General features: G+C 56.0%; 20 protein-coding genes. 1 reads left to right on the top strand and 19 read right to left on the bottom strand.

What is annotated here, in order from left to right; all coding sequences use genetic code 11:
• Positions 1-84: 84 nt before the first annotated feature.
• From PHA01_RS21640 to PHA01_RS21575, 14 genes are all read right to left on the bottom strand, one after another.
• Positions 85-450, bottom strand: a complete 366-nt coding sequence (locus PHA01_RS21640) for an HVO_A0114 family putative DNA-binding protein (RefSeq protein WP_271898419.1) — start codon at positions 448-450, stop codon at positions 85-87.
• A 78-nt stretch (positions 451-528) separates the two neighbouring features.
• Positions 529-807, bottom strand: coding sequence for a hypothetical protein (locus tag PHA01_RS21635; protein ID WP_271898418.1), 279 nt, complete (start codon positions 805-807; stop codon positions 529-531).
• Between the two features lie 146 nt (positions 808-953).
• Complete coding sequence (locus PHA01_RS21630; RefSeq protein ID WP_271898417.1) at positions 954-2,102, bottom strand: ABC transporter ATP-binding protein; 1,149 nt, start codon at positions 2,100-2,102, stop codon at positions 954-956.
• A 35-nt stretch (positions 2,103-2,137) separates the two neighbouring features.
• Positions 2,138-3,541, bottom strand: a complete 1,404-nt coding sequence (locus PHA01_RS21625; RefSeq protein WP_271898416.1) for an NAD(P)/FAD-dependent oxidoreductase — start codon at positions 3,539-3,541, stop codon at positions 2,138-2,140.
• A gap of 2 nt (positions 3,542-3,543) precedes the next feature.
• Complete coding sequence (locus tag PHA01_RS21620) at positions 3,544-4,404, bottom strand: PfkB family carbohydrate kinase (RefSeq protein WP_271898415.1); 861 nt, start codon at positions 4,402-4,404, stop codon at positions 3,544-3,546.
• Positions 4,404-5,246 (bottom strand): sugar phosphate isomerase/epimerase family protein, encoded by an 843-nt coding sequence (locus PHA01_RS21615; protein WP_271898414.1) that lies wholly within the window; start codon positions 5,244-5,246, stop codon positions 4,404-4,406. Before PHA01_RS21615 ends, PHA01_RS21620 begins: the two co-directional genes overlap by 1 nt.
• Positions 5,247-5,259: 13 nt before the next feature.
• Positions 5,260-6,117 (bottom strand): carbohydrate ABC transporter permease, encoded by an 858-nt coding sequence (locus tag PHA01_RS21610; protein WP_271898413.1) that lies wholly within the window; start codon positions 6,115-6,117, stop codon positions 5,260-5,262.
• On the bottom strand, positions 6,114-7,070 hold the full coding sequence (locus PHA01_RS21605) for a carbohydrate ABC transporter permease (protein ID WP_271898412.1): 957 nt from the start codon (positions 7,068-7,070) through the stop codon (positions 6,114-6,116). Before PHA01_RS21605 ends, PHA01_RS21610 begins: the two co-directional genes overlap by 4 nt.
• Before the next feature lie 24 nt (positions 7,071-7,094).
• A complete protein-coding gene (locus tag PHA01_RS21600) occupies positions 7,095-8,420 on the bottom strand; it encodes an ABC transporter substrate-binding protein (RefSeq protein ID WP_271898411.1) in 1,326 nt (441 codons plus the stop codon).
• Between the two features lie 81 nt (positions 8,421-8,501).
• Positions 8,502-9,515, bottom strand: coding sequence for an SIS domain-containing protein (locus PHA01_RS21595; RefSeq protein ID WP_271898410.1), 1,014 nt, complete (start codon positions 9,513-9,515; stop codon positions 8,502-8,504).
• Between the two features lie 165 nt (positions 9,516-9,680).
• Complete coding sequence (locus PHA01_RS21590) at positions 9,681-10,703, bottom strand: LacI family DNA-binding transcriptional regulator (RefSeq protein ID WP_271898409.1); 1,023 nt, start codon at positions 10,701-10,703, stop codon at positions 9,681-9,683.
• A gap of 226 nt (positions 10,704-10,929) precedes the next feature.
• Positions 10,930-12,054, bottom strand: a complete 1,125-nt coding sequence (locus PHA01_RS21585; RefSeq protein ID WP_271898408.1) for an NAD(P)/FAD-dependent oxidoreductase — start codon at positions 12,052-12,054, stop codon at positions 10,930-10,932.
• Positions 12,055-12,091: 37 nt separating this feature from the next.
• Positions 12,092-13,645, bottom strand: coding sequence for an amino acid ABC transporter permease/ATP-binding protein (locus PHA01_RS21580; RefSeq protein ID WP_271898407.1), 1,554 nt, complete (start codon positions 13,643-13,645; stop codon positions 12,092-12,094).
• A gap of 57 nt (positions 13,646-13,702) precedes the next feature.
• Positions 13,703-14,548, bottom strand: coding sequence for an ABC transporter substrate-binding protein (locus PHA01_RS21575; RefSeq protein WP_417021002.1), 846 nt, complete (start codon positions 14,546-14,548; stop codon positions 13,703-13,705).
• 203 nt (positions 14,549-14,751) lie between these two features.
• Between PHA01_RS21575 and PHA01_RS21570 the strand changes: the two genes are divergently transcribed.
• On the top strand, positions 14,752-15,846 hold the full coding sequence (locus PHA01_RS21570) for a LacI family DNA-binding transcriptional regulator (RefSeq protein ID WP_271898406.1): 1,095 nt from the start codon (positions 14,752-14,754) through the stop codon (positions 15,844-15,846).
• Between the two features lie 57 nt (positions 15,847-15,903).
• Here PHA01_RS21570 and PHA01_RS21565 read toward each other — a convergent pair whose 3' ends face one another.
• From PHA01_RS21565 to PHA01_RS21545, 5 genes are all read right to left on the bottom strand, one after another.
• The gene (locus PHA01_RS21565; RefSeq protein WP_271898405.1) at positions 15,904-16,332 is read right to left on the bottom strand and encodes a DoxX family membrane protein; all 429 of its coding nucleotides are present in this window, start codon (positions 16,330-16,332) and stop codon (positions 15,904-15,906) included.
• Between the two features lie 384 nt (positions 16,333-16,716).
• Positions 16,717-18,111 carry an NAD(P)H-dependent oxidoreductase gene (locus tag PHA01_RS21560; RefSeq protein ID WP_271898404.1) on the bottom strand — a complete coding sequence of 465 codons (1,395 nt, stop codon included), beginning with the start codon at positions 18,109-18,111 and terminating at the stop codon, positions 16,717-16,719.
• A gap of 25 nt (positions 18,112-18,136) precedes the next feature.
• Positions 18,137-19,660 carry a tripartite tricarboxylate transporter permease gene (locus tag PHA01_RS21555; protein ID WP_271898403.1) on the bottom strand — a complete coding sequence of 508 codons (1,524 nt, stop codon included), beginning with the start codon at positions 19,658-19,660 and terminating at the stop codon, positions 18,137-18,139.
• Between the two features lie 33 nt (positions 19,661-19,693).
• Positions 19,694-20,194, bottom strand: a complete 501-nt coding sequence (locus PHA01_RS21550; RefSeq protein WP_224515290.1) for a tripartite tricarboxylate transporter TctB family protein — start codon at positions 20,192-20,194, stop codon at positions 19,694-19,696.
• 58 nt (positions 20,195-20,252) lie between these two features.
• Positions 20,253-21,236: a Bug family tripartite tricarboxylate transporter substrate binding protein gene (locus tag PHA01_RS21545; protein WP_271898402.1), complete on the bottom strand. Its 984-nt coding sequence runs from the start codon at positions 21,234-21,236 to the stop codon at positions 20,253-20,255.
• Between the last annotated feature and the right edge of the window lie 48 nt (positions 21,237-21,284).

The raw sequence follows: 21,284 nt of genomic DNA, 5'->3' as shown, positions 1-21,284 counted from the left end.
TCTTGTTTGACGCTGTCGAATGGAACGAAATGCCCGCATTCAAATCGTCCTGTCGAGCATCGGCAGCGCTATGATTTCGCAACATCAGGAGTATGCAGGCATCTCCAATGCAATACGGTCATAAGTGACGTGGGGGATAAGCTTGCCGCCCTTTCCCTTTTCCAACTCAACCAAACCGTATCGCTGCATCGTTCGTAATGTTCGGCTTAGATTTGATTTTGCTCGTCCCGACATCGTTTCCAACTCCGCAAGCGATGCTGGCTTTTCTTTAACGATCATCTCAAGGAGAGCCCGATTTCGATCGGATAAAACCTTTGCGAAGCTTTCGATGGACGTGAACCAGACTTTGGGATCGTCTTTTTTCGGCTTAAGTTGCCCTCGAGCAATCGCCATGGTCCGGCTCTTCATCGTCTCATAGCTTGCGATACCAACATGAAGCGTCTTCGTCATTTGATCACTCCTACCTCTTTCAAAACGCCATCGACTTCGCTCCAGAAGTCTTCCAGCAATGTGGCAGCGTCACTGTACTCATACGGCCTCAATGTCCGGAAACGGTGCTTGTGGTCGTACTTTTGCGTCGACTTGCGGCTTGGCCCTTACCGCTGAGATCGCGTGAGCATTGTCAAAGCCTACCAGCCGCTCCCCACCTGGTCCGTGTAACGTCAATGAATAGCGCAACCCGTGCGGCCGTAGCGGCGTGACCGTGACTGCTTTGACGGCGAACTTGACCCAATACGTCTGGCCGACAAACATTGTTTGGCCGTCCAGATCGAGCAGGGTATCAAGACTCGTGTCACGCGCACTCATGCCATCCTGTTATCATTCAGTGATAACTGCCGCAAGTTCAATATCCAATGGCATTCCATAGGAGACGTTATGCAACTTTAAAAGTACAGAACGCGAACATCCATTTTGAGCATAGTCCACTTTGCGCCTAAGCAGAAATCAAAGCGCTAGCCCAAAGTCGCGTCACTTTTCGCGGCTTCTGGTTTGGTTGGCGAGACGGGTCTTGTGATGGTAGAGCCGTTGGCGTCGAAGACATGGATGTCTTGCGCGCGGGCGGTAAAGCGGATCGTGTTCATCCTGGCGTAGGAGCCCGTACCATCAACCTTGATCAAATACTTTCGGTCGGAGCCCTGCACATCGACATAGAGAATTTGTACTTCGCCGAGGTGTTCCACAAAATCGATGATGCCTGTAAGCACTCCGCCATTCGCCTTTGCTTCTGCGATCTGCGTGTTCTCAGGGCGAATGCCAATGCTGATTCTATCCCCAGTTGAAATGCCATCGGGCAGCAAGCCAAGGTCGAGAGCGACGCCGCAGTCCAGTGAGCAATTTGCTCTGCCAGTTGAATCCCTTTCCACCTTTCCGTCCAATATATTCATTGCGGGGGAGCCTATGAATTGGGCGACAAACAGGTTGGCTGGATTCTTGTATAGGTCGAGAGGCGTTCCGACCTGCTCGATATAGCCGTCTTTGAACACAACGATACGATCCGCCAATGTCATGGCTTCGACCTGATCATGGGTTACATAGATCATGGTCACTTTCGGCATGCTTTGCTTCAGCTTCGCGATCTCGATCCGCGTGGCTACGCGTAACGCAGCATCAAGGTTGGACAATGGTTCATCGAACAGAAAGACCCGAGGGTCACGCACTATCGCGCGGCCGATGGCAACCCGCTGCCTCTGCCCACCGGAGAGCGCCTTTGGCAGCCTCTGCAAATAGCTATCCAATTGTAGAATTGCCGCCGCATTGCGCACCCGCTTGTCGATTTCAGCTTTTGACAGGCCGGCTATGCGCAATCCAAAAGCCATATTTTCAAATACCGTCATATGTGGATAAAGCGCATAGGACTGGAACACCATCGAGATGCCGCGTTTGGAAGGCGCCACGTTATTGATACGCTCACCGTCGATGATCAGATCGCCGGATGTGATGGTTTCCAGGCCTGCAATGGAGCGGAGCAATGTGGATTTCCCGCAACCCGAAGGGCCGACAAAGACGACGAACTCACCAGATCTTATGTCAAGGTCAATCCCGTGAAGAACCTCTAGATTGGCGTAGGATTTGCGTATATTTCTCAGCGACAAGTCGGCCATTTTTTCATTCCTTTTTGCTTCGCACTTTCGCGTAATCAAGGAGCCAGGCTAGCGAGAAATCGCGTAATACGATCCGGCTTTTGGTTGACAATCTCCGCATCGTTCTTGCGTCGAATAGCGCGGCGGACGATTTTTGCGCCAACGTAGCGTATGGGCTCAGGCGGCAGCTTTGTGCGGCGATCAATCCCGACCAATCCGCATTTGCTCCAGTTATTATCTTGGCCCAGCACAAGACTTGCCATGATGCGGCCTGCGACAGGCGTCTGTGCGATGCCTGTGCCGTTGAATCCCATGGCGTAAAAGATATTCGGATGGTCTCTCAAATGGTCAAAAACGGGGAGATGCTGGACTGTGCAGTCAATGGGGCCGGTCCAGTCCTGCTGGATGGCGACGTTTTTAAGCTGAGGGTAAACCCGATGCAGCTCGCGCACATTGTCGTGTCCCTTATCTCTGCCGCGGTTGAAGCTGGCGCCGATTCGGTCTTCATAGGTGATGCCGCCGGTTCCTCGACCGAAGATGACCTGACCCGTGGGCGTACGCTGATAGTACAGCACGTGGTGCTGTGCATCGCAGATTGATGCACCGTCGACCCAACTAATCTCATCCAGAACGTCGGCAGCCGGCACGGTCGCGATGACCTGACTGCTGACCACGTAAAGATACGGATGTAATTCCGGTATTGCAGAAAGCCAGGCATTGGCGGCGAGAACGATATTATTGGCGGACAATTTGCCCTGTGCAGTTTGCAACTGTGCTGGACGCCCCGGAACTATTTCAACGACTGGGCTCTGTTCATGGACGATGACGCCTTTCGACATCGCAAGCTGGCGCAGACCCACCGCCAGCTTGGCGGGCTGAACGGTCCCCGCCCTGTCCTCCACGATGCCAAGGTACGATGCAGCCGAGCCGGTACGTTGCAGGATTTCGGCGCGCTCAAGGGGCCTGAATCGCTTCTCGCCGAGGGTGCGGCAAATATCGTATGCCTTCGACCAGGCGCCCTCCTGGGCGATTGAGCTTGCCGTCCATAGCCAGCCATCGAGCCGCAAGTCCATGTCGATGGTGCCGGCATCTTGGAGAGACTTGAGTTCCTCGATGGCATCGGCAGTGGCCCGACAAAGCATGAGCGCGTCGTCATCGCCCACAAGGTCACGCAGCATGTCAATCTCCGCGAACCAGCTATGGACCTGACCTCCATTCCGGCCCGAAGCGCCCGAACCGCAAAAATCAGCTTCAAGGATCGTCACGCGCTTGTCAGGTGCCTGCTCCTTTATTCGCAACGCCGTCCAAAGGCCGGCGTAGCCTCCACCGACGATCGCCACGTCGCATTCCTCGAGGCCCTGAAGAGGAAGAGTGATGGCATCCGCACCGATACTCTGCAGCCAAAAGGAACGATCTTCTTTCGCCGCCACAACGGGTGGTCTCATTTTGATGCTACTCATGCTCAATCCCTTTGCGCCGTGCGGACTACGCCGTCGTATTTCTCGAGAAGCCATGGCGGAATCGGCATGATTTCTTGCGGGAACCCGCCAAGATGCGTGCAGGTCTCCGAGGCGCGGATGGCGGAAAGATGCAGCGAGGCAGCCTCGGACTGTCGTTCAAAGAAACGCGATATGAGAAATGTCGCGATGAAGCTGTCACCGGCCCCGCAGGTGTCAACAACGGATACCGGCACTGAATCGGCGAAGAACAGAGCGCTGCCATTATCGTAGAACGAGCCGCGCTTGCCGCATGTAACAACCACCTGCTGAGCACCTGCTTGCTTGAACCTTTCGATCAGCGGTTTGACCGGTTCGACAGGATCGTCAGGACCCGACGCAAAAACGAGTGGGACGTTGTCCAGTGGCAAGTCCAGGTGGCGTGTCGAGAGGTCGACGCTGAATTTAACGCCGTCCGTCACGAGCTTGCGCACCAGACTTTCGTTCGCATTCGTGCCGAGATGAACCCAATCGGCTTTGAGCAGTTCATCGTAATATTCGCACTTTGGAAAGAAATTGGCGCCGACACCGAGCGACTCGAGCAGGAAACGCCGCTCGCCCGCGTCATCCCCCAGCAATGTCACCGCTGAACTGCCGGCAGCTATCTCCACGTCGGTTCGCTCGAGGCCTGCCTGCTCGATTGCCGCAAGCATGATCTCCGCTTCCTCATCACTCCCCAAGGCACCAAAATAGCGGGCATTGTACCCTCGCCGCTTCCACTGCACCGCAACATTGAGGGCATTTCCTCCAACCGTGACAAAACGTTTGGTCAGATAAGCATCAAGACAATTGTCGCCGACGGCGATCAGAGTGGGATGGGCGTTCATTATTGGTCCGCATGATCGAGAAGAGGGGCAATTGCTTTCAATGAGCGTTGCCAAGCCGAAACGGGATCAAGCGCATATGAGCCACTACCGAAGGGCTCGAATGTCAGTGTCCCCGCAAAGGAACTCGCATCAAGTTCGGCCAGATAGTCGTGCAGAGGCAGGTTGCCGTCACCCCAGACAAGGTGACCTGCCGGCGTTCCGTCGACAATGTGCACATGAGAAAGGCGCTTGCCAAACCTGTCGACATAACCAGCGACATCATCCTTCGCCGTTGCCATTGCAACGAAATCAAGGACCACGTCGACATTGTCGGCGTCGATCTCACGCCAGAAGGCTGACAGCTCATCGGCGTTGTTGACGATATTGCTTTCGGTGCGCTGCAAAGGCTCGAGAAGACAAGCTATTCCAAGGCGCTTGGCGTGAGATGCGATCTTCCTGACGGACTCGATCGAATTGGCCCATGCATGCTCATGGCTCTCGCATTCAAAGCCCCGACCAGGCGTGAGAAACAGATATCTCCCCTGCAGTTCCGCACAGATGTCGGCCGCGAGGAGGAAGCGCTCCACACTTTTCTCGCGATAGGCCTTGTCGCCCGAGGCGATATTGATGGGATAGAGCACCTGCTCCGGTGTGAAGCAATGAACCGTCAACTGATTGTCTTCAAGGATGGACCTTACCTCTGCCAGGCGCGACCGGCTGTCGTGGAAGAGATCGAGATGAGGCGCAATTCCCCAAAGTTCCATTCGCTTGAAGCCCATCTGGTGAAGCTGCTCGACGACCCATCGAAACGGATGGTGCTGAAAAGAGAAATTTGCTCCGATAAGCTGTTCATGTCTTAACATTCCGGCTGCTCCATTATTTCCCGATGCCTTCGGCGAGGCCTCGAATGAAGAAGCGTTGCGCGGCAAAAAATACGATGACGATGGGAAGTGCTGACAATGTCATGGCCGCAAAAACCACGGCGTAATTGGTTCCGTGTTTCGACATGATCGATGTCAGGCCGACCGGAAGTGTCTGAAGGTCCGCACCGCTCGTAAATATCATCGCGAAAAGATATTCGTTCCATGCAAACAGAACGTGCAGGATGACACAGGACACCAGTATCGGCTTGCACAGCGGCAAGATCACTCGCCAGAAGATCTGGCCTTCGCTCGCGCCATCCATGACGGCAGCCTCGTCGAGGTCACGCGGGAGTCCAAGCATATAGGCGCGGATGAGGAAGGTTGTGAACGGTATGCGGAAGGCTGTATAAAGGATGATCAGTGCCCAATAGGTATTATAGAGGCCCAATTCCTGCATCATGCGCACAAGCGGAATGACAGCGACCGTCGGGCTGAGCATGAGACCACCAAGCACGATGCCGACGAAATAAGGCTTTCCAGGAAGCTTCGATCGGGTGAGGCCATACGCGGTCCAGGCGCTGACTATTACCGTGCAGACTGCCGATCCAAGCGTGACGATTATGCTTGTCGCGATATAGTTGCGTATGCCCTGGTTCCACGCGGATATGTAGTTGCCAAGCGTGAAGTTCGTCGGAAGCGCAAACGGATTTCCGAAGATCTCCGCATTGCTCTTGAAGCCATTCAGCGCCATCCAGATAAGTGGATAGATGACCAAGATGCCAAGACTGACAAGAAAAGTAACGAGGCAAACTTTCGCCAGCACCTGAACGAAATCAAGGCGTTCCGTCTCGGGGGGCCGATTGACGCTCATAGATGAACCCTCCGCCTCTTCGTGTACCAAAGCTGTCCGAAGCCGGTCAGCAGGGTTATGACAAAGATGACGGATGCAACTGCCGCGCCATAACCGAAATCATTTTCGATGAAACCTTGTTGATACAGCCAGGTTCCCAGTACCTGGCTGCTATTGTTTGGGCCGCCAGCCGTCATGACCATGACTTCGTTGAAGACCTGGAATGCGCCGGTAATCGTGACGATCACCATCAGTGCCGTCATCTCTCGGGTGAGCGGCATCGTGATGCTCCACAGCCGGCGCCAGGTGCCCGCCCCGTCCATGGTCGCTGCATCGTATAGCTCGCGCGGTATCTTCTGTATTGCAATGCCGAACAGCAGCGTCGAATAGCCGAAACCCTGCCATTGGCTCATGGCGATGATGGCATAGATTGCCGTTTGCTCTTCACCCAGCCACGCACGTGACCAGTTCCCCAATCCGATTTGCGTAAGAGCCGAGTCGAGCAGACCGATGTCCGGCTGATAGATGAAATAGAACAACAGACCAGTGACGGTGATCGAAATGGCGGAGGGTATGAAGTAGACGGCGCGCCAGAACCTGCGCCATTTTTCGTTGCCGAGGCCCTCGATTATTGCGGCCAGTACGAATGCGCCGAACACCTGAAAGATAATGGAGATGACGGCATAAAGCGTGTTGTTGAGGATTGCCGTCCAGACGATTGGGTCACCTTGCAGGCGCCGGTAGTTGTCCAGACCGATGAATGCCGTCTCGCCGGTGAAAATATCCTGGTTTTTGCTGCTTACGACGAAATTGTCGATGATCGGATAGTAGACGAACCACAGGATGAGAACGAAAGCTATGAGGACCCAGCGCAACGACAGCAACGTCGCCAGCATGCCGGCGTGATCCGCATCAGCTTTTCTTCGCAGGGTGAAGCCTGCCTTGGCGGCTTCACCCTTATAGTCATGCTTCATGACAGTCATCGTCTGACAGCTTTCTTACTTCGAAGAGGCCGCAGCTTTCTTCACTTGTTCCAAGACCTGCTCAGGGGTCTGCGAGCCGCCAATGAGTGCCTGCAGACCTGACAGCCATGCAGCTGCCACGCGCGGTGGATTGGCTGTATCCACCCATGGCATCAGGTACGAAGACTCTGCAATGATCTTCAGGCCGCCGACGACCGCCGGGTTCATCGTGTCCGCAGAATAGCCACCGACCGTCGCACTTGGCTGACCATAGGGCGGAGCCGACAGGATTTTGCCGTTTTCGGCCGATGTGACGAATTTCATGAAATCGACGGCGAGCGGAATGTTCTTCGAGGCAGCATTGATCATGTAGCCTTCCGGTGCGCCTTCGATCGACTTCACATCGCCCTTGGCATCCTTCGGAGCAGGCAATTTGAAGTAGCCGAAATCGTCCTTCTTCAATGCGCCATCAGCAGTGCTTTGATCGAATTCGATGATTTCCTGATAGTACATTGCAGACTTGGCATTGCTGAATTGCTGTAGTGCCGATGCATATGACGAGCCGTTTGTCCCCGCTCCATCCGAGCACTCATCGATCAACTGCTTGAACTGCGTCAGACTGACAACATAGCCCGGGTCCGAATAGTCGGCCGTGGCTGGCTTGAAATCCTTCTCGAGAGTCGCCTGCGGCACGTTATAGGCGAGAAGCTGTCCCGCATAATGGACGGCTGGCCAGCCCTCTTTGTTGCCGAACGAGATCGGCGTTACCCCAGACTTGCGCAGGGCGGCGCAGGCAGCAAGCAATTCCTCGAAACTCTTTGGCTCCGCAACGCCTGCCTTTTCGAACAGCGGCCTGCTGTAGCCCATGAACTTGGCATCGAGGTAAAGGGGGATACCATAGAGCTTACCGTTATACTGGAAGGCGCTCACTGCGGCATTTGCGAGTTCCTTGCCCCATACGGTGTCCGGGCCGATCACCTTGGTCAGATCGACGGCGCGATTGCCACGGACGAAGTTTTCGCCCCAGCTGCCCGTCCAGGTAAAATAGATATCAGGCAATGAGTTTGAGGCAACGAGCGCCTTCGTCTTGCCCTTCACGCTGTCGTCGCTTTCCTGAATGAGCTCGACTTTCACGCCCGGATGAAGCTTCTCGTATGCTTTTGCCGCATCGACAAAAAACGGAGAGAGCTGCTGCAGGCCGAATTTGGTCAGAATGCTTACGGTGCCGGAATATTCAACTTTCGCATCGGGATCCGCAACGACCGGATCCTTTGCCCATGCAGCGTTAGCGCCACCGACAATCAATCCGACTGCTACGTACGACGCGAGACTTGTGGTCCTCAAAAACGTGTTGCTCTTCATTTCGCAGTTCCTCTCTTTTTTGATCTTTCGTTTCTGTGAATGAATTTCATCCCGATCCAATATGATCGGATCGGGACAAGCTCAGTATTCGACGCGCTTGTAGTAGCGGCGCGTAGTGAGTGGATGGTCACGCAAGACCTCCAGATGCGCGCTCAGGCGCTCCAGCATGGTTGCGAGGATAAGGGGAGATATCAGCTTACGCGTTTTGTCGGAAACGCCTGGAAGTTGCGCAGAGGCAGCATCCAGAACGCGTACCTTGTCCGTGTAGCGTTTCGCAAAATTTTCAACGCGGTCGGCCAACGGACGGCAGGCGTCTTCGCCTTTGAAGATGAACAGGCTGACGCCGGGCTCAACCAGTTCGAGTGTACCGTGGAAGAAATCGGACGCATGTACGGGACGCGTACGAATCCACTGCATCTCCTCAAGGATGCACATTCCATAATAGTGCGCTTGCGGCCAGACTGAACCTGCACCCGTGAAGATGTGGTAATTCTCGTCCTTGATTTCCTGGGCCAGCGTTGCAGCGCGCGCCTCGTAATTCTCTTTGACGGAGACCAGCAATTCCGGAAGCTGCTTCAGTTCCGCTATGGTCTTGTCAAAGTCGGTGTACTCGCCGCGTTCCGCCAGCAGCGAAAGAACGATTAGCAGCGTTTGCAGGTAAAATGACTCCGATGAGGTGTCGTCTTCCGCAAAGTTGGTGAAGTTATAATCAGCGTCGCTACCCAACGGGGTGTTCTTGTGCCCGGTAAGCGATAGTGTCTTGACGCCTCTTTCCTTCAAGAAGGACAAGAGCTGCACACTTTCCTTGGTGGTTCCGGATAAAGACGGGAGAATGACCAGCGCCCGTTCGTCCAGACCGGCCGGGGCTTCCAGAATAACCTGCGCAGGAAACGCTGCAGATACCGGGAAAACCGTCGAAGCGCGTGCAAGCGCAATAGCAGGCTGGGTCAGAAATTGTACACCGCCCGTGCCCATGAAGAAAACGCGTTCCAGGCCATCATCAAGCAACTTGCGCATCAAAACGCGCACGTCTTCCGCAATGGCAACCGCGCCACGTTGTATGTTCACAAAGCGATCTTTATCGAAGTTGAGCATTAAAACCTTCCCGTTTGCGCATTTCAAGATCGGCCCTACAGCGCGCGATCCTGTCTTGTGCGAATGTTCGTTAAGACAATGTGAGATCGATCTCACATACATTAAACGCATAAGATTTCGCTGCTGACAAGTAGGTTTTTTGATTTCGTGTGGGGTCGGTCCGACTTAACCTTCGGGTCTGCGGCTCACTGAGCCTCGGATCAAGAGCTTGGTTTCAAAGCGAATTTGTTGAGGTGGGCTGCTTTGTCCCGTAAGTTTTTCGAACAGGAGCCGGGCTGCCGCAAGCCCGATTTCCGATACAGGCTGCGCTACAACTGTAATTTGAGGATCGGTGAACGTCGCTAGATTGAAGTCATCGAAGCCGACGAGCGATACGTCGTGCGGGATTGAAATGCCCATCGCGCGAAATGCCAACAGAGCTCCTTGCGTCATCAGGCTGTCGACGGTGAACAGAGCCGTGGGTGGAGTTTTCTGACTGAACAAACGAATTGTTGCATCGATCGCGTGTTCCACGGTTGATTGAGCCACGGAAATCATCCGGTCATCGGGAGTAATGCCACCAGCCGTGAGCGCACTTTGATAACCGCTCAAGCGCTCGCGTGACGTGAAGATGCGCGTGTCATCCTGCAAAAGGCCGATGCGGCGATGGCCCATTGCGATCAGATATTCTATGGCCTTGCGTGCACCGCCCTCGTTGTCGACCACAACACTGTCGCATTCGATACCCTTCACGACACGGTCGATCAGGACCAACGGCACGTTTTCCTCTATCAGGCGCTCTAGATGGAAGTTATTCTCGTCAGACGTCGGCGCCACGATGAACCCTCGAATACTGAGAGATTGGAGGCTTGCCAGCAACGAGACCTCTTGTTCCAGTTCTTCTTCACTGCTGCCGATGATGAGATTGTACCGGTACTTCCGCGCCAGCACCTCGATATCATGCGCGATCCGGGCGAAGAACGGATTCTGTATGTCACCGAGAATGCAGCCAATAATCGGCAACTGACCATTGCGCAGGGCTTGTGCCAGGCGGTTGCCCCTGTAGCCGAGCTTTTCCGCAGCTTCATGAACTTTTCGAGCTGTTTCATCGCCAACGTAACCATAGCTGTTGAGAGCGCGAGCAGCCGTTGCACGCGAGACGTTTGCGTAAGCCGCCACATCCTTCAATGTCGCCGGTTTCTGAGCCATTTCACCCTTCTCGAAAGCAAGTACATTCCACCACTCTCGCTCCTTGTATCCCTGGCTTGCCGGTTAGCATAGGCCGGGCGCCATGGGAATTCGGCTTCGAAGGTGAAACGATGTTCCCGCTTACAAGAACGTCGGAAATCTCACTTTTTGAAATGTCTCCTTACCCGCAATGGCGTATAACGCCATCGCTTCTTTGCATTACTCTGCGTTGCGGCTGGACGTACGTTCAGAACCGCGTTGGTCTGAAAGGCTCCAGAAGGGGGTTGGCTTGCCCCGTCGCAATTTCACCCGCCATAAGTTCTCCGGCAATTAGCCCGAGGGTTGCACCACTATGGCTGAAGGCGAGGTAACAGCCCTCCACATCCCTCACAGGACCGAATACGGGCTCGCCGTCTCCTGGAATAGGCTTGGGGCCAATACCGTAGCTCGCAACAGCAAGTTTTGGATTGCCCGCCAGAACGTTCGAAGCCTCATCGAGAAGTCCCAGCATCGTTGATTGGTCCACGTGATAGGTGCCATCCGGGCGCGTCACGACCTCTTCCTCGGACCAGGCGGAATCAAGGGCGAAGCCGCCCGACGGCATCGGCCGGATGGCGACGCGCGGCGTGTTCAAAACTGCGCGTAGAGGATGAACAATCGGCTCTGTACGCACGAGAAGCGCAATCGGCGTCGCATCGGGAATTGTCCTGCCGATCTCCATGGCCATGGAAGGAACTGCCGGCCCGGTTGCAAGCAACATTGCGTCCGCGCCAATCTCTCTGCCATCTTCCAGCATAACCACGCCGGCCCGCCCGCCGAGGGTCAGCAGCTTGGCGCGGCCTCCATCTGTTATCACCTCGCCGCCAAGTGTCTGAAATTCGCTCATCAGAAAGGCAATCAGCGAGGGAAGATCTACCCATCCTTCACCGGGATTGAAGATAGCCCCTTGGGCAGGGACAGACCGCGCATCTACGCCGGGCGTTACCGACGCTATCTCATCGGCAGACAGCAAGCGGGCGTCGTAGCCTATCGATCGCTCATAGACTAAAACGTCGGCAATTTCGTTCTTGGCGTCATCGGCATCCCACGTCAATCCACCATCGAAACGCAGCCAGCCGGCGCCCGGATGCGTCGCTGCCAGGGTGCGATAGCGATCGATCCCGGCGAGGCGCAGGTAGTGGTAAGCGGCAGAACGCTGACGCGCGGAGTTGAGCCAGGCGAGCGAGCGTCCCGATGCGCCCCGCGCAAGCGGCCCATCATTGACGAGAATGGTCCGAACACCATGCCGTGCCAGATGCAAAGCAGCAGATGCACCGAAGATACCGCCGCCGACCACGACGACTTTCGAGACTACGGGAGCGGATAAATTCATGACGTTACTTTCATATTGATGAGCCGGTTGCTGGTTGTTACAGCACTTCAGCCAGGAACCGCTTCAGGCGGGGACTTTTTGGATTGTCGAAGATTTCAGATGGTGGGCCTGTTTCGATCACGCGGCCTTCATCCATGAAGATGACCTGGTCGGCGACCTTCCGGGCAAAACCCATCTCGTGGGTGACGACGACCATCGTCATGCCACGCCGACCAAGATCTGCCATAAGGTCGAGCACGCCTTTCACCAATTCCGGATCGAGCGCGCTCGTCACCTCATCAAACAGGATGATCTCCGGCTCCATGGCCAGGGCACGCGCAATAGCCACGCGTTGTTGCTGGCCACCGGAGAGCCGTCCTGGCCGGTGATCCTTGCGTGAGGCCAGACCGACATCTGAGAGGCTGGCTTCAGCGATCCGTTTTGCCTGACGCTTGGGCAGGCGCTTGATCTTGACGAGTGCGAGCATGACGTTTTCCAACGCCGTATGGTCCGGAAAAAGGTTGAAATGCTGGAATACCATGCCAACCCGCCGGCGGAGCGTTTCAGGTTTCATCGTCAGGATTGTCGTTCCGTCGAGGAGAATATTTCCGGCCTTCGGTTCGACGAGCCGGTTCAGGCAGCGCAGCAGCGTCGACTTGCCAGAGCCCGAGGGACCGATAACGCAGGTTACCGAACCGGCTTTCACCGCAAGGCTCACCTGGTTGAGAACGTTAAGGTCGCCATATGCCATGTCGAGTTCGCTGACAGCGAGGCTGCCGCCTGTGAACCGCGGTTTTGCCGGGTCGATCCTTGCCCTGTCAGGCTCGGCGCCGACGGGTGCCTGGTGGTTGACGGGGTCGTCCAGTTCATCGACTTCGACAAGTCCGCTGGTGAGCGCACCGGACGTGTGTTTCCCTGTCCTTAGACTGTTGTCGATAAAGTTGACGAGGTGGGTGAGCGGAACAGTGATGATCAGATAGAATACCCCGGCAAGCAACAGCGGCGACAAATTGCCCGTGACAACCGCTTGATCCTGGCCGACGCGGAAAATCTCACGCTCCGCCGCCAGCAGTCCAAGGAAGTAGACTAGGCTGGAGTCTTTCACATTACCGATGAACTGATTGACAAGTGCCGGCAATACGCGCCGGATCCCTTGCGGGACGACGATGAGGCGCATGCCTTGCCCATAGCTCATGCTCAAGGCGCGGCATGCTTCCATCTGGCCGCGCTCGACGCTTTGAATTCCCGCGCGGAATATCTCGCCGATATAGGCACCGGCGATCAGGCTCAGCGCCAGAATGCCGAGCGGATAGGGAGATGGGCCGAAGAACTCTCTTCCAATGCGAGCAAAACCTTGGCCAATGAGCAGGATTGTTACAATGGCCGGCAGGCCGCGGAAGATATCCGTGTAGATACGGGCCGGCATTCTCAGCCAGAGCGATTGCGAGATACCCATGACCGCAAGAACCATCCCGATGATTACGCCGAGTACCGTCGATGCTGCGGCGAGGATCAACGTGTTCTTTAACCCGACGGTAATCATTGTCGGCAGGACCGCTGCCATAGCCTCCCAATCGAGGAAACTGCGACGCAGGTTTTCCATCCAGTCCATACTGTTCCCCTTATCGTTAGGTCAGCCCGTAAGCGGGGCTGCAGCCGGCGTCAGGTATTATTGCTTTTTGGGAAGGTACTGATCCGGCATGGGCGAACCCGGAAACCATTTCTCATAGAGCGTCTTCCAGGTGCCGTCCTCCATGGCAGCATGCAGTGCCGTGTTGAGCGCCTCGCGTAAGCCATCATTGCCTTTGCGCACGACGAATCCTGCCGGTGCATCAAATGAGGGAATATTCGCGGCGATCTTCAGCTCGGGATAACGTTCACTGTATTGCTTGGCGGCCTCGTAATCGAGGAAGTGGGCATCAACCGTTCCGTTGTTCAGGGCTGAGATGGCAGAATTATTATCCGGGAATTTGACCAGATCGGTGCCCGCGAAGTTTTTTCCGGCATAGATTTCCTGGAGTGTCCCCTGCACGACGCCAAGGCGCTTGCCTTTCAAGCCTTCGGCGGACGTGATCGCCTTATCCGAGGTCAGGACAGAAAGGTAGCCGGCAAGATAGCCGTCGGAAAAATCTACTGTCTTCTTACGTGCTTCCGTGGTTCCAATTGCCGCCACAGCGACGTCAAATCGCTGGTTGGCGACCGATGGCATCAGGGCTGAAAATTCCTGGCCGGTGAAGATGACCTGGCCCTTCTGAAAACCAAGACGGCTCGCGACGTTAAGAAAGAGCTCGATATCGAAACCGGTAAACTCGCCCTCCGCGGTGGTGAATGTATAAGGTTTGGCATCGCCCATTGTGCCGACGCTGATCACCTTCGGATCGATGAGACCATAGGGATTGTCACCGGCGGCCTGGGTCTGCGCGACGGAGAAAAAGCCGGCCAGTATCAAACTCAATGCAACTGCGGCCCGTCTGGCCGCAGGTGCGAACATTTTGGTTCCGTGAATGCGTATCATCTGTTGTTCTCCTCTGACGTTGTATTTCTTGTCTGAGCCTGCCGAGATCCGCAGCTGTAAAGGTCAGGAAACTCGGAATTTCGACATCATCAAACAGGTTTTTCTTCGTAGAGACCGGTCTCTTATTGCTTGAGACCGGTCTCAATGATAATTGATATATTCACATTGACCTCCCGTCAACAACTCTAGTAGTCGTTCAGCACATGAATAGTTCGAACCCCAGGATCCACTCGGTCACAGTCGCCGATGTCGCGCGAGAGGCAGGTGTCTCGAAGGCTACGGCGGCGCGCGTATTGGGAAATTATGGGGTCGTCAGCGCGAAGATAAGAGGCGATGTATTGGCGGCTGCCAAACAGCTCGATTATCGCCCCAATGAACTCGCCCGGAGCATGACGACAGGAAGATCCGGTATCATTGGCGTCGTGGTCGGTGACATCGAGAATTCCTTCTTCGGCTATGCTGTGCGTGGGATCAGCGACACGGCCCGTTCTGCCGGCTTCAATGTAATCCTGGCAAATTCCAGCGAGCAGATCGAGATGGAGAAGGCGGCGGTCCGGGTGTTGATCGGCAAGCGTGTCGACGGCCTGATCGTTACCCCGTCGGAATCGCGCGACATTTCACACCTGCGCGAAATACATCGTTCCGGCCGACCCCTGGTGCTCCTTGACCGGGCGCTTCCTGATTTCGACGTCGATACTGTAACCGTGGACGATAGCAAGGCAGCTCAACGTGCGACCGAAATCTTGACTGCCTGCGGCCATCGAAGGATCGCCTATATCACCGCTGTCGATTTCGCAGGGCATGAATATAAGGATTTGGGGCAGATCTATACCTCTTCCGTGCGCGAACGCATCGAGGGCTTCATGACGGCATGCGACATCGCCGGCCTGCTGCCATCGGACCGGCTGATTATGCTGGGGGCGACCACTCCGCAGGCGACGGCCGACATCACCGACAAGCTGTTGTCGCGCTCAAACCCGCCGACGGCGATCATCGCGTCGGACAGCGTGATCGCTCTTGAGATTTTCAAGGTCGTGCGGCAGCGAGGCGTGCGCATTCCTGAAGACCTGTCGCTCATAACATTTCATGATGCCGACTGGACAACCGTTACCAGCCCCCCCATTACTGTCGTCGACCAGCCGGCCTATATTCTTGGCCAGACAGTGGCCGAGCTCCTCATACGGAGGCTCAAGGGTGAAGCCAGACCGCCTGAGCGTATCATCGTTCCCACTTCGATCATCGAGCGGGGTTCCGTTGCGCCGCCGTTGGACCAGGACAAACCTCGTACTCGGTCATGAGAACCCGTCAGCGGCGAGGTGACAGCGGCCATGCGCGCCGATGCCGGCGATTCGGCACTATCTCGGAAGAAACCTTTTGCTATTGATCGCCAGCACCCGACCGGGTCCATGTACTGCTGCAAAGAGAAGGCCAGCGGTGAACGTAAAATGGTTGACGAAGAAACCGAATTCAGACTGGTTCCCTTCCCAATGCGAAGGACCGTGGAACGCAAATGCAAGGAACACGACATAAGCAGCAGCCACGAGGGCAGCTTCAGAAAAGTAGGCGCCGGTCAAAAAACATGCAACAAGCCCTAGCTCAAGCAATGCGGCAAGCCATGCCAGAAGCTTGGGCAAAGGGAAACCCGCGGCAGCGATATAATCGCCCGTTGCCGCAATATCTATGAACTTGAAACTTGCAGCCATTATGAAAACGAGCGCGAAAATTAGTCGCGCTGTCAGAACCGCCGCCGTTGTCCATCCCGCCTTGTTTGATGTTTTCACCATCGCCATAACGTCCATCCCTGTCACCTGATCTAACTAGCCGAAAGTAGTTGGCTCGCTGCAAGGACGAACAATGGGGACCTTTCCCGACACGACCACTTACAATGGTGCCTATAAAGCTCGAACTCCGCGGGATCCAACCGCAATTCTTCGCTGCGCGGCAGCAATGCGCGATTCATCTGCGTTTCGCGCAAGATATCGTGCGATTTATAGGTGTAGCTGGAGTGGGTGCGAGGATGAAGCGCGATTTGCACCAGATAACGTGGCTTGTCAGATCCATCTGTCCGGAGTTCGACGCGTGGTTGCGAATGGGTCGGATAGCCGTGCCCTTAGAAAATTTTTGTGACAGACCCCGCCAAACTTGGGTACCCTCGTCTCTTTCAGACTTTATTTTTTATCGTGTATGTGCCCGAAGAAGCGCGCATCCTGTTGCTGACGCAAACTAAGAAGGAGTGAGGCGTCTAGTTCCACATCTGCGAGCCGGATCGGGTCGCCCGCCTTCACCGGGCGGATCAATCTTCGGTTCGCCACCAGGTAGAAAGGAGCTGGTTGTTCCGCCGCGAGCGGTCCTGCAGGAAGGAGGACCGCCGAAACCTGTTCGATAGCGTGGTGGTGGCCCGTCGCAGCCAAAATCTTGCCGGTGCCAAGGTCGACTTCCGCGATCGCGGCAATATCGAAACGCGGTTGCGGATGCCGTGATCCGCTGGAACGAAGCCGCAGTCCTGCGTCGAGGACGCTGGTGGCCGCCTCAAGCCCGAGAAGGTGGCGCGGGAGATAGACCATCGCTGTCGCTCCGCTGCGGCTTAGAACATGGCCTTTTTCCGCAAGAAGGCTCCAACTCGCTGCATCTCGGCACCGAACCACGACGAAGACGCCGCCGGCAAAGCTGACTTCGCCAGGAAGGCGCAGGCAATGGAAGACATCCATTCGGCGTTCGCCCTCCAAGAGCCCGCCATCTGTCCGTGTGGAGAAGAACGTTGGCACCTCCGAAATCCGGGCTATAGGACAGTGAAGGCCTGGACAGTCAGGGGCAAGATCGATCGAATGGGAGACAACGGCGAGTTCGCACAGATCTGGAACCGCGCGTTGGGGCAATGCAGCAGCCGATCGTGACCGTGCGGCGACAATTTCGTTGACGTCACGTTGGCCAAGTTCAAGGTGGTCGGCAAAGCCGGGAGCATCGACAACAACGCCATTGCTCGTGAGCGTTCCCGTCAGGGGGTCGAAGACGAAATCATACTCGCTGGACTTTCCGGCACAGACGATTTCGAAACCAAGAACCTCTGCCCATGTGACAAGGCCGATCAAGAGGCTGGGCTGATCGCCATCGACCGGAGTGACCACTGTCCCCCTTTGCGATGCCATTTTAGCCAGGACGGGCCCGATGACGCTGTCAACCTCTTTGGATACAAGCGCGACATGTTTGCCTGCACTGATCGCAAGCTCGGCGTGACGTGCACCGGCCTCCGCGTGCCCAGTCGCTTCTACCAACACATCAAATGGCAAATCGACGACATGTGCGACGTCCCCGGCAGCAATGTACTGGCCATTCTCCCATGCCAGCTGGGCCTCCTCCTTGCTGCGGCACTCAGCGACCGCCTCGAAGCCGGCGGACTTCATGGCCGCGGCGGCCGTAGCGCTATCGACATCGACGGCGATGCGCAAATCGAGGAGAGCAATGTGTCTGGATTGGGCCATGAAGCTCCGGCCAAACCCGCCGGTGCCCACAATGCACATGCCGATTGGCCGCGGCGCATGGCCGAAATAATCATGATAATTCACGTTGTTGATCCTTTCGGTACGGGGCTTAAACCTTCGCCGAATGTCTTGCGGCACGGCGCCGGAGATTGTGGACGCCAACTGCGTTTGCAAATACCGGCCAGAGAAGCATCAGTAGTCCCAGCACCATGATTCCAGTGACCAGCGGGTTCGACCAGAAGATCGACAGCGAGCCATTGGACATCAGCATGGATTGACGGAAAGCATCTTCAGCCTTGTCGCCAAGGACCATGGCGAGAACGAGTGGAGCGATCGGGTAGTCCAGTTTCTTGAACAGATAGCCGAGTATGCCGAAGCCGAGGACCAGCCACATATCGAAAGTCGAATTAGCTATCTGATAAGCACCTGAAAAGATAATGGCCACGATCACCGGTCCGACGATCGAGAAGGGGACCCGCAGAATGGACGCATAGATAGGAACCGTGGCAAGTACCAGCACAACGGCGACGACGTTGCCAAGATACATTGAAGCGATGAGCCCCCACACGAAATCCGGTCGGTCGATAAAGAGCATAGGGCCGGGTGTCAGCCCCCATATCATCAGCCCACCCATCATCACCGCTGCCGTTGCCGAGCCAGGCACCCCAAGCGCAAGCATGGGCAGCAGCGCCGCTGTACCTGCCGAGTGGTCTGCGGTCTCCGGAGAGACGATGCCGCGAGGGTCGCCCTTGCCGAATCCGGACTTGTCCTTGGCAAACCGTCTTGCCAGGCCATAACTCATGAACGAGGCCGCCGTCGGGCCGGCCGGCGTGATCCCCATCCAGATGCCGATTACCGTTGAGCGCAGGATCGACCAGCTGTAACGGGGCATCTCCTTTAGCGCATTCAGGACATCGACGATCCTGACCCGCGCCTTGATGCCGTCGAACCGCAAGCCCTCTTCTGTGGTGAGCAGCAACTCGCCAATACCGAAAAGTCCCATGACTGCCACGAGGAACGAGACCCCCTTGATCAGATCCGGAATACCGAATGTCAGTCGCAATCCGCCCGAAATCGTATCCATGCCGACGGTGGCAAAGGCGAAGCCCAGCATCATCGTGACAAGGGTCTTGGCCGGTGCATTTCCGCTCATTCCTATAAAGCTGGCGAATGCCAGAAAATAAACGGCGAAAAATTCGGGCGAGGAGAACTGCAACGCAAAACCGGCAACCCAGGTGGAAAGCAGGGTGATCATGATCACACCGGCCAATGCCCCGATACCGGCTGACATGAACGCAAGCGTAAGCGCGCGTGTTGCCTGGCCGTTCTTCGCCATAGGATAGCCGTCAAAGGTCGTCGCCACAGATGAAGGTTCACCAGGGATATTGAAGAGGATCGAGGTCGTCGAGCCACCAAACAGGGCGCCCCAATACATGCAGGAAAGGAGGATTATGGCCGAGATCGGATCCATCGTGAACGTCAGCGGCAGGAGCAGCGAGACGCCGTTCGGCGCACCGAGACCTGGCAGCACACCGACGAGGATCCCGAGCATGACGCCGATTATCATGATAAGAATGTGGTGACCCGTGATGATGGTCGAAAACCCATCCATCAGATAGCTGAAATTTCCCATCGGCATCTCCCAAGTGTCCCGGCAATCGCAGGATCAGTAAATTCCGAGCCAACCTTCGATTGGCCCCTTGAGCAGCGGCACCTGAAAGCCGACCTCAAAAACGAGATAGAAAAGTGCGGAGACGGCGAGCGCGGCGCAGGCTGACACCCACCACCGGTAACCTCCCTGCCATTTCATGGAGCCGAGGATATAGAGCGCCGTGCCTACATAGAGACCAAGGAGAAGCGATATGACGATGAAGGCAACGATGGGCAGAAAAAAACCAAGGACGGGTTTGGCCCGTTCGATATCAAGGAAAATCTCGCCTTCGTGGTTGTAGAAGAAGAGGGTGCGCAAGAGCGTAACGGCACTTCCCAGGATTACCAGGCTACCGACAATGAAGGGGAAATAACCCGGCTCGGGCCCGGTCTCATTCCAACCGACTCCACTTCGCCACGACTCAATGCAGATGGCGATGCCGACCCCTCCGGTCAGGAGCGTTGTTACGATTTCCATCGTCTTGCGGGATACATATCCTTTTTGCAACTCGGCCATGCTCTCCTCCATCCGCAGTCAAACGCGAGGCGCCCACCGCGAGCGCCTCGCGATCAGATCACTCGACCAGCCAGCCTTCGCGCTTGAGAACCTTGACCACATTTTCGCGATCACTGGTTTGATAGGTGGTAAAGTCGCCACCAGCGAGGAACTGCGACGTTTGCGAAGTCTTGGCCACATAGTCGGCCCATTCCGATGTCTCGGAGACCTTCTTCAAAACGTCGCGATAGAATTTCACGGCATCCTCATCGACCCCGGCGGGCAACCAGACCGTGCGTGGCATGCGATAGCTGTCAATCGCCAAACCGGCCTCGGCGCATGTCGGTATGTCGCTCCAGCCCTTGCCGTCATGCACAGGCTCGCTTTTGGGAAAACGGTCGGGCCGGAAGACACATAGTGGCTTCACCATTCCCGCCTGCCATTGGCCGCGGTTCTCATTGGGATTGTTTACATTTGCATCGATGTGGCCGCCAGCCAGCTGCACCGCGGCCTCGCCGCCGCTCTTGAACGGAATGTACCGGAACTCGGCCCCTGTCGTCTCGGCTATTGTCGAGACGAGAATCTGGTCCGTGTCCTTGGACTGGCTACCGCCGAACTGGATCGCTTTCGGCTCGGCCTTTGCTGCGGTTACAAAGGTCTTGATGTCATTGACTTCGGATTTGCCATTCACCCAGACCAGGAATTCATCGAGCGCGAGTGCAGCGACCGGCGTCAGGTCTTCAGGCTTGTAGGGAACAGCCGCAACACTTGGCAGCAGATATTCGTTGTTCGTACCGAATGTCAGTTTGTAAGGATCGCCCTTGTAACCGGCGGCGTAGACGAAACCCTCGGCGCCACTACCGCCGCCCTTGTTGGTCACAACGATTGGCGCATCCATCAACTTATGCTTGGCGATGATAGATTGTACCGTTCGCGCGAAGTTATCCGTGCCGCCACCTGGACCAGAGGTGACAACGAACTCGACTGGTTTTGTCGGTTCGAAGGCCACTGCCGGGGTGATGGCCGTCATTGCGAGCAGCATCCCTGCGATTTGTTTCAGCATATTGAATCCTCCCTGTTGCTATACCGCCCGCCGCATGCTCCAACCCCG

It is taken from the genome of Candidatus Phyllobacterium onerii, from assembly GCF_028331445.1.
Taxonomy (GTDB): Bacteria; Pseudomonadota; Alphaproteobacteria; order Rhizobiales; family Rhizobiaceae; genus Phyllobacterium; species Phyllobacterium onerii.
This window is presented reverse-complemented; position numbering and strand designations above follow the sequence as displayed.

Bases quoted from the DNA above. Each gene is read 5' to 3' on its own strand.
- PHA01_RS21640 (WP_271898419.1), bottom strand. From the start codon at position 450: ATGACGAAGACGCTTCATGTTGGTATCGCAAGCTATGAGACGATGAAG.
- PHA01_RS21635 (WP_271898418.1), bottom strand. From the start codon at position 807: ATGAGTGCGCGTGACACGAGTCTTGATACCCTGCTCGATCTGGACGGC.
- PHA01_RS21630 (WP_271898417.1), bottom strand. From the start codon at position 2,102: ATGGCCGACTTGTCGCTGAGAAATATACGCAAATCCTACGCCAATCTA.
- PHA01_RS21625 (WP_271898416.1), bottom strand. From the start codon at position 3,541: ATGAGTAGCATCAAAATGAGACCACCCGTTGTGGCGGCGAAAGAAGAT.
- PHA01_RS21620 (WP_271898415.1), bottom strand. From the start codon at position 4,404: ATGAACGCCCATCCCACTCTGATCGCCGTCGGCGACAATTGTCTTGAT.
- PHA01_RS21615 (WP_271898414.1), bottom strand. From the start codon at position 5,246: ATGTTAAGACATGAACAGCTTATCGGAGCAAATTTCTCTTTTCAGCAC.
- PHA01_RS21610 (WP_271898413.1), bottom strand. From the start codon at position 6,117: ATGAGCGTCAATCGGCCCCCCGAGACGGAACGCCTTGATTTCGTTCAG.
- PHA01_RS21605 (WP_271898412.1), bottom strand. From the start codon at position 7,070: ATGAAGCATGACTATAAGGGTGAAGCCGCCAAGGCAGGCTTCACCCTG.
- PHA01_RS21600 (WP_271898411.1), bottom strand. From the start codon at position 8,420: ATGAAGAGCAACACGTTTTTGAGGACCACAAGTCTCGCGTCGTACGTA.
- PHA01_RS21595 (WP_271898410.1), bottom strand. From the start codon at position 9,515: ATGCTCAACTTCGATAAAGATCGCTTTGTGAACATACAACGTGGCGCG.
- PHA01_RS21590 (WP_271898409.1), bottom strand. From the start codon at position 10,703: ATGGCTCAGAAACCGGCGACATTGAAGGATGTGGCGGCTTACGCAAAC.
- PHA01_RS21585 (WP_271898408.1), bottom strand. From the start codon at position 12,054: ATGAATTTATCCGCTCCCGTAGTCTCGAAAGTCGTCGTGGTCGGCGGC.
- PHA01_RS21580 (WP_271898407.1), bottom strand. From the start codon at position 13,645: ATGGACTGGATGGAAAACCTGCGTCGCAGTTTCCTCGATTGGGAGGCT.
- PHA01_RS21575 (WP_417021002.1), bottom strand. From the start codon at position 14,548: ATGATACGCATTCACGGAACCAAAATGTTCGCACCTGCGGCCAGACGG.
- PHA01_RS21570 (WP_271898406.1), top strand. From the start codon at position 14,752: ATGAATAGTTCGAACCCCAGGATCCACTCGGTCACAGTCGCCGATGTC.
- PHA01_RS21565 (WP_271898405.1), bottom strand. From the start codon at position 16,332: ATGGTGAAAACATCAAACAAGGCGGGATGGACAACGGCGGCGGTTCTG.
- PHA01_RS21555 (WP_271898403.1), bottom strand. From the start codon at position 19,660: ATGGGAAATTTCAGCTATCTGATGGATGGGTTTTCGACCATCATCACG.
- PHA01_RS21550 (WP_224515290.1), bottom strand. From the start codon at position 20,194: ATGGCCGAGTTGCAAAAAGGATATGTATCCCGCAAGACGATGGAAATC.
- PHA01_RS21545 (WP_271898402.1), bottom strand. From the start codon at position 21,236: ATGCTGAAACAAATCGCAGGGATGCTGCTCGCAATGACGGCCATCACC.